Source organism: Pseudomonas hunanensis (assembly GCF_013393325.1).
In the GTDB taxonomy this organism is placed as follows: Bacteria; Pseudomonadota; Gammaproteobacteria; order Pseudomonadales; family Pseudomonadaceae; genus Aquipseudomonas; species Aquipseudomonas putida_P.
In genome coordinates this window covers 77477-89585 of the sequence record NZ_QJRC01000088.1, presented here as the reverse complement: position 1 = coordinate 89585, position 12109 = coordinate 77477, and the positions used below count along the sequence as shown (strand labels likewise).

Here is a 12109-nt window from a genome sequence, read left to right as displayed (position 1 = left end):
TTATTCCTGCAGCGGCAGGGTAGCCTGCTGACGCAGGGTAGCCCCCAGGAAGTATGCCGGCGCGCGCATGCGCGACAGCATCATCAGCCCGATGCCCAGCACCGAGATGATCGCGGCAATCACGAACACCAGCCCCAGCCCGCCCACATGCGAGCCACTGCCGAAGTCCGGCGAGGCGCTGTCGATGGCGGTACGCGCGAAGATCACCGACAAGATCACCCCACCCACCAGCGGGCACAGGCCGCGCATGATGAAGTGGCGCAGGCTGTCGAACAGGCTGTCGCGGAAATACCAGACGCAGGCGAACGCGGTCAGCGAATAGTAGAAGCAGATCATCATGCCCAGCGCGGTGATGGTATCCGCCAGCACGTTCTCGCTGAGGGTACGCATGGTCACGTAGAACAGCCCTGCCGCCAGGCCAGCGCAGATGGTGGCGTAGCGCGGGGTTTGCGAACGCGGGCAGACGCTGGCGAACTTCGGCGGTACCGCACCGTAGTAACCCATGGCCAACAGGGTGCGCGCCGGTGCCACGAAAGTGGACTGCAGCGACGCCGCGGTGCTGGCCAGCACTGCGATGGACATCAGGATCGCCAGCGGCCCCATGACCGGGCCGGCCAGGTGAGCGAACACGTTCTCCTGGATACGCGGGTTGTTCAGGCCCAGGCCCGTTTCGCTGATACCCGCGAACTGCAGGGTGGCGATGGCGGTGAACAGATACAGGCCAAGAATCAGCATCACGGTCCAGGTGGCGGCCTTGCCCGGCACCTCTTCGCTGCCCACCGATTCTTCACTGACGGTCAGGCAGGTGTCCCAGCCCCAGAAGATGAAGATCGACAACGACAGCCCGGCGGCAAAGGCCGAGAACGACTCGACGCCGAACGGGTTGAACCAGGCGAAGTCGAACTCCAGCGGTGGCGGCGCCGTGGTACCGCCGAAGGCGGCAACGGCAAAGCCGATCAACACCACCAACTGCAAGGCCACCAGGCCGTATTGCACGGTCATGGTGGTGGCTATACCGCGGCAGCAGATCCACACCGCCAGGGCGATGAACACGCAACAGGTGGTGATGTTGATCAGCAGGTTGTCAGCCAAGGCCGCCAGCTCATGCTTGCCAGTGATCTGGCCCAGGAACAGGTAGAAGAAGTCGACTGCCACCCCCGCCAGGTTCGACAGCACGATAGTCGTGGCAACCACCAGTCCCCAGCCGCCGATCCAGCCGATCATCGGGCCGAATGCTCGCGCCGACCAGGTAAACGAAGTGCCGCTGTCCGGCTCTGCCGAGTTCAGTTCGCGGTAGCCCAGGGCCACTAGCAACATCGGCAGGAAGCCGACGATGAACACGGCAGGCAGGTGGGCACCGACCTCACGCACGGTCGGGCCAAGGGCGCCGGTCAGGGTGTAGACCGGGGCGATGGTGGAAATGCCCAGCACCACGCTGGCCAACAAGCCCAAACGGCCTTTGGCCAGGCCTTTGCTGCGTTGAGTGTTGCCCGCGTCGGCCGCCACGTCGGGTGGGCGGCCGGCTTCTGTATAATTGCTCATGAGTATTTGCCGTAAATTTTGGAATTGTTTTCACAGGCCTTGCGTACAAGGCCCGCTTTCACTCATTGAAAGCTTGCTGCCGGGGACAAGTCATCCGAGACCTTCGGCTGACGTCAGAATCATTCCTGCCGTGCACCCTCCCGTGCTGCATAGGCAATGCAGGCCTCGCGAAACGCCTGAAACAGGCGCAGCGAGACCGGGTTTTCGTTGAAGCGCCACTCCGGGTGCCACTGCACGCCAAGCACAAAGCCCGGCGCGTCGGGCATGGACACTGCTTCGATCAGGCCATCCGGGGCCCGTGCCTCGACACGCAGGCCTGGGGCCAGGCGGTCGATGCCCTGACTGTGCAGCGAGTTGACCTCGAACTGCGCCGCCAGGCCCAAGCGCTCGAACAACCCGCCAGGCTCGATGCCGACCGGGTGACGAGGGCCGTACTGCACCTCCAGGGGGGCATCCTCAGGTTCGCGGTGATCCAGGTATCCAGGCAGTTCCTGCACGCGCTGGTGCAGGCTGCCGCCAAGGGCCACGTTCAGTTCCTGGTAGCCACGGCAAATGCAGAACACCGGCACACCGGCGGCAATGGCCGCCTGCAGCAGCGGCAGGGTCAGGCGATCACGCGCCAGGTCATGCCGGGTACCTGCCACACTGGGGGCGCCATTGTAATGATGCGGTTCGATATTTGAAGGCGAGCCGGTAAAAACAATGCCGTGCAGGCGAGCCAGCAGCGCATGCGTGTCGCTGCCGCCATCACGGGCCGGCAAGATCAGCGGTAAGCCGGCAAAGCCGGCCGCCTCGACATACTTGTCGCCCACCGTGTGCGACGAGTTCTTCCCCACCTGCTGACGGCAGGCGCTGACACCGATCAAGGGGACCGCAGTTGCGCTCATGGGCTTACACCGTGTGCAGGTACCAGTTGTACTCGAGGTCGGAAATCGACACTTCGAACTCGGCCAGTTCGCTTTCCTTGCAGGCCACGAAGATATCGATGTAGTCCGGGCTGATGTATTGGTTGAGAACTTCGCTGTCATCCAGCGCGCGCAGGGCGTCGCGCAGGTTGTTCGGCAGGCTTTGCTCCAGCTGTTCGTAGGAGTTGCCTTCGATCGGCGCCTGGGGCTCGACCTTGTTGGTCAGGCCGTGGTGAACACCGGCAAGGATCGCGGCGAGCATCAGGTACGGGTTGGCGTCGGCGCCAGCCACACGGTGCTCCAGGCGCACGTTGTCGCTGCTGTCGGTGGGCACGCGTACTGCCACGGTGCGGTTGTCCAGGCCCCAGCTAGGCGCATTGGGCACGTAGAACTGCGCACCGAAGCGGCGGTAGGAGTTGATGTTCGGGCACAGGAAGGCCATCGACGCCGGCATGGTTTCCAGCACGCCGCCAATGGCGTGGCGCAGCGTGTCGCTTTGCAGCGGGTCGTCACTGGCGAAGATGTTCTTGCCGGTTTTCTTGTCCAGCAGCGAAATGTGCACGTGCAGACCATTGCCTGCCTGACCTGGGTAGGGCTTGGCCATGAAGGTCGTGTCCATTTCATGGTCGTAGGCCACGTTCTTGATCAGGCGCTTGAGCAGAATCGCGTAGTCGCACGCCTTCAGCGGATCAGCCACATGGTGCAGGTTGACCTCGAACTGCGCCGGGGCGCTTTCCTTGACGATGGCGTCGGCGGGCAGGCCTTGTTCCTTGGCTGCTTCGAGCATGTCCTGCAGGCAGTCGGCGTATTCGTCGAGGTCGTCGATCAGGTACACCTGGGTTGACTGCGGGCGCTTGCCGGAAATCGGTGAGCGCGGCGGCTGTGGGCGACCGTTGAGGTTGTCCTGGTCGATCAGGTAGAACTCCAGCTCGAACGCCGCGCAGATATCCAGGCCCAGGTCGTCGAACTTGCTCACCACCTGGCGCAGCACTTCACGCGGGTCGGCGAAGAACGGCTGGCCATCCAGTTCGTGCATGGTCATCAGCAACTGCGCGGTGGGGCGCTTCTGCCAGGGCTCGTCCGACAGCGTGCCGGGGATCGGGAAGCAGATGCGGTCGGCATCGCCGATGTCCAGGCCAAGGCCGGTGCTCTCGACCGTGGAGCCGTTGATGTCCAGGGCGAACAGCGAAGCCGGCAGGTTGATGCCCTTCTCGTACACCTTGTGCAGGCTGGCCCGCTCGATGCGCTTGCCACGTACCACGCCATTCATGTCGGAGATCAGCAGGTCTACATACTGCGTGTCCGGATGGGCCTGGAGGAAGTCATTCATCTCGCTGGAAGAACTGGCGCACGGGGTTACCGACGTCATGGTGTACATCCTTTGATGTGCTGCGGCGATGTGGGGATACGGCTGGCGCCTCACGGGCGACGATGGTTGCAGCTGTTGTTCTTTTCACTTTCCCATCGTGGGGATTGGTTACCCGACCGGGCGCATTGATTCCGGGGGGCCGTTTCACTATAAAATGGCTCCGACGCAACAGACATTGGCAATTCGGCAAGCAGAGCGTGCACCAATGCAATATCAGATTACCCACGCCGACCTCTCTCTGGTCCTGGCACTGGAACGTGGCCGCTCGCTGGCCAAAGCCGCCGAGCTACTCAAAGTCGACGTTTCGACGGTGTTCCGCTCGATCCGCCGGCTGGAGTCGGCGCTGGGCACAGCCTTGTTCGTCAAGAGCCGCAAGGGCTACTTGCCGACCGACACCGCCCAGGCCCTGGCCGAGCAGGCCGAGCGCGCCGAGCAGGCGCTGGAGGCGGCGCGCATTGCCATGACCAGTGGCGAGCAAGTGGTCAGCGGCACGGTGCGCGTGACCTGTACCGAGGCGGTGATGCACAGCCTGCTGCTGCCGGCACTGGCCGAGTTCATGCCCAACTACCCGGCCTTGTCGCTGGAGATGGGCACCTCCAACACCTTCGCCAACCTCAGCCGGCGCGACGCCGACATCGCCTTGCGCCTGACCAACACGCCACCAGAGCACCTGGTGGGCCGCAACCTGGGCTCTACTTCTTATGTCGTCTGCGGCCAGCCGCAGTGGCGCGAACGCCTGACCGAGTCGCCCGGCAGCGTGCCGTGGATCGCCCCTGACGACTCGATGCAGGACCACCCCACGGTGGTCTGGCGCAACCAGCAGCACCCAGGGCTGAGCCCACGCTACCAGTGCAGCAGCATGTCGACCATCGCCCAGTTGGTCACCGCAGGCCTGGGCGTGGCGGCATTGCCGGACTACATGGTGCACGCGCTGCCTGGGGTGGATGCACTGAGCGGCCCGCTGCCCGGCTGCGACACCCAGCTGTGGCTGCTGACCCGGCCGGATTGCCGTGCATTGCGCTCGGTTCAGACCCTGTTCGAGGAACTGACCCCGCGGTTGCGTGACGCGATGCTCTGAGGTTATCGTCAGGCTCAAGTATCGCGGCTGTCTGTTCCGGCTCTTTCGCGGGCCAACCCACTTCCACGGGGCAGGCGATGCCTGAGCGAGCGGGTTGGCCACAAAGAAGCAAACACAGGGCTTCTAGGTGACCGCCCGGCAAAACAGCGCTTCCCTATTGGCTGGTGAATTTTTATACTATCGAGTCCGCCTGCCCATTATTGGGCTGCACGCCCACCGCAATTGCTACTGAGGAAGACCATGGCCCGCGTAACTGTTGAAGACTGCCTGGAACACGTGGATAACCGCTTCGAGCTGGTCATGCTCTCGACCAAGCGCGCTCGCCAGCTGGCGACCGGCGGCAAAGAGCCACGCGTTGCGTGGGAAAACGACAAGCCGACCGTTGTTGCCCTGCGCGAAATCGCCGAAGGCATCGTCACCAACGAATTCATCGCCGCTGAAGAGATCGTCACCGAGGATCCGGTGTTCGCCGCGTTCGAGGACGAGAACAACGAGGCTGTCTGATTGATGCCAGGTCGACGTCGCACGGCGCAAGGCCCTCTTCCTCGGCAGGAGGTGAACCCATGCCGGGTATAGAAGCCTTGGCCGAACGGCTGTCGACCTATCTTGGCCCCGAACAGGTCAACCTGGTCCGGCGCGCCTATTTCTATGCCGAACAGGCCCACGATGGGCAGCGCCGCCGCAGTGGCGAGCCCTACGTGACGCATCCGCTGGCCGTGGCCAGCATCCTCGCCGACATGCACATGGACCATCAGAGCCTGATGGCGGCCATGCTGCACGATGTGATCGAAGACACCGGCATCGCCAAGGAAGCCCTCAGCCAGCAGTTTGGCGAGACCGTGGCCGAGCTGGTCGATGGGGTCAGCAAGCTGACCCAGATGAACTTCGAGACCAAGGCCGAGGCGCAGGCCGAGAACTTCCAGAAGATGGCCATGGCCATGGCTCGCGATATCCGCGTGATCCTGGTCAAGCTGGCCGACCGCCTGCATAACATGCGCACCCTGGAAGTGCTGTCCGGCGAAAAGCGTCGGCGCATCGCCAAGGAAACCCTCGAAATCTACGCCCCCATCGCCAATCGCCTGGGGATGCACACCGTGCGCGTGGAGTTCGAAGACCTCGGTTTCAAGGCCATGCACCCGATGCGCTCGTCGCTGATTCACCGAGCGGTGAAAAGCGCACGCGGCAACCGTAAAGAGATCGTCGCCAAGATCGAGCACTCGCTGGCCAACTGCCTGGCCGCCGATGGTATCGAGGGCGAGGTCAGCGGCCGGCAGAAACACCTCTATGGCATCTACAAGAAGATGCGCGGCAAGCGCCGTGCCTTCAACGAGATCATGGACGTGTATGCCTTCCGCATCATCGTCGACAAGGTCGATACCTGCTACCGCGTGCTTGGCGCCGTGCACAACTTGTACAAGCCGCTGCCCGGTCGCTTCAAGGATTACATCGCGATCCCCAAGGCCAACGGCTACCAGTCGTTGCACACCACGCTGTTCGGCATGCACGGCGTGCCCATCGAAATCCAGATCCGCACCCGCGAGATGGAAGAGATGGCCAACAACGGCATCGCCGCGCACTGGCTGTACAAGTCCAACGACGACGAACAGCCCAAGGGCAGCCACGCCCGCGCGCGTCAGTGGGTCAAAGGCATCCTCGAGCTGCAACAACGTGCCGGCAACTCGCTGGAATTCATCGAGAGCGTGAAGATCGACCTGTTCCCGGACGAGGTCTACGTGTTCACGCCCAAGGGCCGCATCATGGAGCTGCCCAAAGGCTCCACGGCCGTCGACTTCGCCTACGCGGTGCACACCGACGTCGGCAACAGCTGCATCGCCTGCCGCATCAACCGTCGCCTGGCGCCGCTGTCCGAACCGCTGCAAAGCGGCTCGACAGTGGAAATCGTCAGTGCCCCGGGCGCCCGACCGAACCCGGCCTGGCTCAACTTCGTGGTCACCGGCAAGGCGCGCACGCACATCCGCCACGCGCTCAAGCAGCAGCGCCGCTCCGAGTCCATCAGCCTGGGCGAGCGCCTGCTGAACAAGGTCCTCACCGGCTTCGACAGCAGCCTGGAAAAAATCCCCCAGGAGCGCATTCAAGCGATTCTGGCCGAGTACCGCCTGGAGCTGATCGAAGACCTGCTCGAGGACATCGGCCTGGGCAACCGCATGGCCTACGTGGTCGCCCGTCGCCTGCTGTCGGCCGAAGGCGAACAGCTGCCGGCGCCGGAAGGCCCGCTGGCGATCCGCGGTACCGAAGGCCTGGTGCTGAGCTACGCCAAGTGCTGCACACCGATCCCAGGTGACCCGATCGTCGGCCACCTGTCGGCAGGCAAGGGCATGGTCGTGCACCTGGAAAACTGCCGCAACATCAGTGAAATCCGCCATAACCCGGAAAAGTGCGTACAGCTCTCCTGGGCCAAGGACATCACCGGCGAGTTCAATGTCGAACTGCGTGTCGAACTGGAACACCAGCGCGGCCTGATCGCCCTGCTGGCCAGCAGCGTCAACGCCGCCGACGGCAACATCGAGAAAATCAGCATGGACGAACGCGACGGCCGTATCAGCGTGGTCCAACTGGTGGTCAGCGTGCACGACCGCGTGCACCTGGCGCGTGTGATCAAGAAGCTGCGTACCCTGACCGGTGTGGTCCGCATCACCCGCATGCGTACGTAGTCCGCCAACCGCAAGGAGTCATCATGAGCAAGACCGTCATCACCAGCGACAAGGCCCCAGCCGCCATCGGTACCTACTCGCAAGCGATCAAGGCCGGCAACACCGTGTACATGTCGGGCCAGATCCCGCTGGACCCGAAGACCATGGAACTGGTCGAAGGCTTCGAAGCCCAGACCGTGCAAGTGTTCGAGAACCTCAAGGCCGTGGCTGAAGCCGCTGGTGGTTCGTTCAAGGACATCGTCAAGCTGAACATCTTCCTCACCGACCTGAGCCACTTCGCCAAGGTCAACGAGGTGATGGGCCGCTACTTCGAACAGCCCTACCCAGCCCGCGCCGCCATTGGCGTAGCCGCGCTGCCGAAAGGCTCCCAGGTCGAAATGGACGCCATCCTGGTCATCGAATGATGCCCCTGGTGACGGGCGCCCTGCCCGTCACCCTCTCTCCTCTGCAAGGTCAACCCGTCATGCGTCAAGCACTGCCCCTCGCGCTGGCAGCCCTGCTACTGGGCGGCTGCGCCAGCCACAAACCCGAAGATTTCAACGGCACCTGGATCAACCAGGACGCCATCACTGCGGCGGTCAAAGGCGGCAGCCTGCGCCAAGCACTGAACGAGCACGGCCCGGTATTCGAGTGGAAACTCGACGTTGCCAGCCAGCAAGCCAGCTACAGCAATGGTTTCGAGGCCGCTGACGGCCAGTTGAGCGCCAATGACAAGCAATGGCAGGCCAGCTTCGAGGGCGGCCAGACCGAGCAGTTGTCGCTTGATGGTGACGCGTTGCTGGCTGTCGACCAGCGCGGCGCCAAGCAGACCTTCGTGCGTGCCAAGGCGCCAGCTGCAGCCAATGCGCCACTGGGCAGCAGCTTCGAAAAGGCGCTGTACCAGGCTTACCTGGGCGGCGACTGGAAGATCGTCGAAGGCCAGGGCAAAGGTGCCAATGTACGTTTCAGCGACACCGGTAGCGTCACCGGCCTGCCCGGTCCGGACCGCTTTGCCCTATGCCTGGCGGGCGATTGCGCAACCATGGGCGGCAGCAATGACAGCCTGTGGCTGGAGCGCAACCAGCGTGGTGCACCGTTCATCATCAAGCGTGATGGCGACAAGCTGGAGATTTTCCAGGCGGTTAACCGTGCTCAGCCGGACGACATGCCGGAACTGGCAGCAGGCAAGCGTCAGTGGGTGCTGGAGCGCAGCTGAAATCGAGCGCGGTTCCTGTAGGCGCGGCCTTGTGTCGCGATAGGGCTGCGAAGCAGCCCCCGCATTCTATGCGGCGACGCTGAAATCCTGGGGCCGCTGCGCGCCCCATCGCGACACAAGGCGGCTCCTACAGGGACCGCATCAGGCCTGAGACTGATTTTTTCCTTGAAGGATCGCGGCATAGCCTTCCTTGTAACTTGGGTACACCGGCGCCCAGCCCAACGCGCGCGCCCGGGCATTGCTGCAGCGCTTGCTGCCGGTGCGCCGTACCCGCTGCTCATCGGACCACTCGGTAACGCCCATGTACGCCCGCAGCCAGGCCACCACATCGGCCAGCGGCGCAGGGTCGTCGTCGACACCGATGTAGCATTCGTCCAGCGCCATGCCATCGGCATCAGCCTGCAGCAGAAACGCCAGCAGGCTGGCAGCATCCTCGGCATGAATGCGGTTGCCATACAGCGGCGGCTCCTCGGCCACACGGTAGCCCTGGCGAACCTGGCTCAACAGCCACTCGCGGCCTGGGCCATAGATACCGGTCAGGCGCACCACGCTCGCCGGGATGCCACTGGCCCGCGCCAGCTGTTCCGCCTCCAGCATCACCCGCCCGGAATAGCCCTCCGGTTCGGTGGCCGCGCCTTCCTCGATCCACTCGCCATCCTTCTGCGCATACACGCTGCTGCTGGAGACGAACAGCAGCCGACGCGGGCGCTGGCCACGCTCGACCAGCCAGGCCAACACATGACGCAAGCCATCAACATAGGCCGCCTGGTAACCCGCCTCGTCGTGCTGGCTGGCCGCCACGCAGTAAACCAGGTAGTCCAGTGGGCCTTGTGGCCAGGCTTGCGGGATCGAAGGCTCGGCCAGGTCCGCGGCGACTGGTTGAACGCCCGCTGGCAGCTGCTCGACCGAACGGCGCAGGCCACTCACCTGCCAACCTTTAGCCAGCATCTGCAGGGCAAGACGCCCACCCACATCACCACAACCCACCACCATCACGGAAAGGTCTGACATCTTTAAACTCCCTAGACCAATTGATCATCCCGGCCACGCTACACGATGGGCGGCTAGACCATAGGCGAAAAAAGCAACAAGATTACTTTTGTTAACAAGAATTACTTGCAATAATGGCGGCCAATTTGTTCTCGGCCTACCTCGAGGCCTTGGAGAACGCTCACTTTTTTCTTCATCAGGTCCGGCCAGCATGACACGTACTCAACCTTCCGCTTCGCCAACCCCGTCGCGCGCCTGGCGCGCCATCGCCGCGCTGACGCTCAGCCTGGTGCTGGCCCCGGTGGCCATGGCCGATGAGCCAACTGCCAATGCCGCCACGCCTGCCGCTGCTTCTGCTCCGGCCGCTCCGGCAGCACCTGCCGTGGAAGGCCAGGCACCTGCAGGCCAAGCGCAAGCTGCCGCCCCGGCAGATTCGCAGGTACTGGTCGACCCCGCCACCGATACACTGGTTGAAGACACCTCGCTGGGCATGGCGCACGACCTGTCCCCATGGGGCATGTACAAGAACGCCGACATCGTGGTGAAGATCGTCATGATCGGCCTGGCCATAGCCTCCATCATCACCTGGACCATCTGGATCGCCAAAGGCTTCGAGCTGATGGGCGCCAAACGTCGCCTGCGGGGTGAAATTGCCCAGCTGAAGAAATCCACCACCCTTAAAGAAGCCAGCGAAGTCTCCAACAAGGAAGGCACCCTGGCCCACACGCTGGTCCACGATGCCCTCGAAGAAATGCGTCTGTCGGCCAACGCCCGTGAAAAAGAGGGTATCAAGGAACGCGTCAGCTTCCGCCTGGAGCGCCTGGTGCATGCCAGCGGCCGCACCATGAGCAGCGGCACCGGCGTCCTGGCCACCATCGGCTCCACCGCGCCGTTCGTCGGTCTGTTCGGTACCGTATGGGGCATCATGAACAGCTTCATCGGCATCGCCAAGACCCAGACCACCAACCTGGCCGTGGTTGCCCCAGGTATCGCCGAAGCCCTGCTGGCCACCGCCCTGGGTCTGGTCGCGGCAATCCCGGCTGTGGTCATCTACAACGTCTTCGCCCGCTCCATTGCCGGCTACAAGGCCCAGGTGTCCGACGCCTCCGCACAGGTACTGCTGCTGGTCAGCCGTGACCTGGACCACCAGGGCAGCGAGCGCGCTGCCCCGCACATGGTGAAAGTGGGGTAAACCATGGGCCTGCATCTCAACGAAGGTGGCGACGACCTCGCCGAAAACCACGAAATCAACGTTACGCCGTTCATCGACGTAATGCTGGTGCTGCTGATCATCTTCATGGTCGCAGCCCCCTTGGCCACGGTCGACATCAAGGTCGACCTGCCGGCCTCGACCGCCAAACCGGCGCCGAGGCCCGAGAAGCCGGTGTTCGTCAGCGTCAAGGCCGACCAGAAGCTGTACGTCGGCGACGATCAGGTTGCTGCGCCCGAACAGCTTGGCCCGATGCTCGACGCCAAGACCAAGGGTGACAAGGAAACCACCATCTTCTTCCAGGCCGACAAAGGCGTGGATTACGGTGACCTGATGGAAGTGATGAACAACATGCGCGCGGCCGGCTACCTCAAGGTCGGTCTGGTAGGTCTCGAGACGGCAGCCAAGAAATGACGAAAACGCGCTCGAACATGGCGCGCTACGGTGGCAGCCTGGCGATCGTGCTGGGCGTGCACGTGGTCGCCGTGCTGCTGACGCTCAACTGGTCGGTGCCCCAGGCCATCGAACTGCCCCCGGCAGCGATGATGGTCGAACTGGCACCGCTACCGGAGCCTGCGCCACCACCACCACCGAAAGCGGCTCCACAGCCACCGGCACCGGTCGAAGAACTGCCATTGCCGAAGCTGGTGGAAGCGCCCAAGCCCAAGATCGCCGTCCACAAGCCGCCCAAGCCGAAGGCCAAGCCACAGCCGCCCAAGCCCGAGAAAAAGCCTGAGCCGCCGAAGGAAGCGCCGCCAACCGAGCAAACGGTAGACGCACCGCCCAGCAACACGCCACCGCAGAAGTCCGCGGCACCGGCACCGAGCATTGCGTCCAACAGCAACGCCCTGCCCACCTGGCAGAGCGACCTGCTGCGCCACCTGGCCAAATACAAGCGTTACCCGGAAGACGCGCGCCGTCGCGGCCTGCAAGGCATCAACCGCCTGCGCTTCGTGGTCGACGCCGAAGGCAAGGTGGTGTCGTACTCCATGGCCGGTGGTTCGGGCAGCGCCGCACTGGACCGGGCGACCCTGGAAATGATCCGTCGGGCCGGCACGGTACCCAAGCCGCCACCCGAGTTGCTGAACAATGGCACGATCGAAGTCGTGGCACCGTTCGTCTACTCACTGGACCGCCGCTGAGACTTT

12 protein-coding genes are annotated in these 12109 nt (G+C 63.5%); 8 read left to right on the top strand and 4 right to left on the bottom strand.

Translation table 11 applies throughout. The features are described from left to right. The 3 genes from DM807_RS13625 to DM807_RS13615 all read right to left on the bottom strand — a co-directional run bounded on the left by DM807_RS13625 (position 1) and on the right by DM807_RS13615 (position 3816). Positions 1-1542, bottom strand: coding sequence for an APC family permease (locus DM807_RS13625; protein ID WP_012274828.1), 1542 nt, complete (start codon positions 1540-1542; stop codon positions 1-3). A gap of 119 nt (positions 1543-1661) precedes the next feature. Continuing rightward, the gene (locus tag DM807_RS13620; protein WP_012274829.1) at positions 1662-2429 is read right to left on the bottom strand and encodes a gamma-glutamyl-gamma-aminobutyrate hydrolase family protein; all 768 of its coding nucleotides are present in this window, start codon (positions 2427-2429) and stop codon (positions 1662-1664) included. A 4-nt stretch (positions 2430-2433) separates the two neighbouring features. Continuing rightward, positions 2434-3816 carry a glutamine synthetase family protein gene (locus DM807_RS13615; protein ID WP_012274830.1) on the bottom strand — a complete coding sequence of 461 codons (1383 nt, stop codon included), beginning with the start codon at positions 3814-3816 and terminating at the stop codon, positions 2434-2436. A 205-nt stretch (positions 3817-4021) separates the two neighbouring features. Between DM807_RS13615 and DM807_RS13610 the strand changes: the two genes are divergently transcribed. The 5 genes from DM807_RS13610 (at position 4022) to DM807_RS13590 (ending at position 8761) form a co-directional block, all read left to right on the top strand. Beyond that, positions 4022-4894, top strand: coding sequence for a LysR family transcriptional regulator (locus DM807_RS13610; protein WP_012274831.1), 873 nt, complete (start codon positions 4022-4024; stop codon positions 4892-4894). Positions 4895-5134: 240 nt separating this feature from the next. Beyond that, on the top strand, positions 5135-5398 hold the full coding sequence (gene rpoZ, locus DM807_RS13605) for a DNA-directed RNA polymerase subunit omega (protein WP_003253383.1): 264 nt from the start codon (positions 5135-5137) through the stop codon (positions 5396-5398). A 59-nt stretch (positions 5399-5457) separates the two neighbouring features. Further along, positions 5458-7566, top strand: coding sequence for a bifunctional GTP diphosphokinase/guanosine-3',5'-bis pyrophosphate 3'-pyrophosphohydrolase (spoT, locus tag DM807_RS13600; RefSeq protein WP_019471052.1), 2109 nt, complete (start codon positions 5458-5460; stop codon positions 7564-7566). A 23-nt stretch (positions 7567-7589) separates the two neighbouring features. After that, positions 7590-7970 (top strand): RidA family protein, encoded by a 381-nt coding sequence (locus DM807_RS13595; protein ID WP_012274833.1) that lies wholly within the window; start codon positions 7590-7592, stop codon positions 7968-7970. Positions 7971-8029: 59 nt separating this feature from the next. Then, positions 8030-8761 (top strand): hypothetical protein, encoded by a 732-nt coding sequence (locus tag DM807_RS13590; protein ID WP_041166619.1) that lies wholly within the window; start codon positions 8030-8032, stop codon positions 8759-8761. A gap of 141 nt (positions 8762-8902) precedes the next feature. Here the strand turns inward: DM807_RS13590 and DM807_RS13585 are convergent, their stop codons facing one another. After that, positions 8903-9772, bottom strand: a complete 870-nt coding sequence (locus tag DM807_RS13585; RefSeq protein ID WP_012274835.1) for an SDR family oxidoreductase — start codon at positions 9770-9772, stop codon at positions 8903-8905. 190 nt (positions 9773-9962) lie between these two features. Between DM807_RS13585 and exbB the strand changes: the two genes are divergently transcribed. Genes exbB through DM807_RS13570 form a run of 3 tightly spaced genes read left to right on the top strand, consistent with a single transcriptional unit; the run spans position 9963 to position 12103 of the window. Then, the gene (gene exbB, locus DM807_RS13580; protein WP_012274836.1) at positions 9963-10943 is read left to right on the top strand and encodes a tonB-system energizer ExbB; all 981 of its coding nucleotides are present in this window, start codon (positions 9963-9965) and stop codon (positions 10941-10943) included. Positions 10944-10946: 3 nt separating this feature from the next. After that, positions 10947-11375 carry a TonB system transport protein ExbD gene (gene exbD, locus DM807_RS13575; RefSeq protein WP_012274837.1) on the top strand — a complete coding sequence of 143 codons (429 nt, stop codon included), beginning with the start codon at positions 10947-10949 and terminating at the stop codon, positions 11373-11375. Further along, on the top strand, positions 11372-12103 hold the full coding sequence (locus DM807_RS13570; protein ID WP_012274838.1) for an energy transducer TonB: 732 nt from the start codon (positions 11372-11374) through the stop codon (positions 12101-12103). Before exbD ends, DM807_RS13570 begins: the two co-directional genes overlap by 4 nt. Positions 12104-12109: the final 6 nt, after the last annotated feature.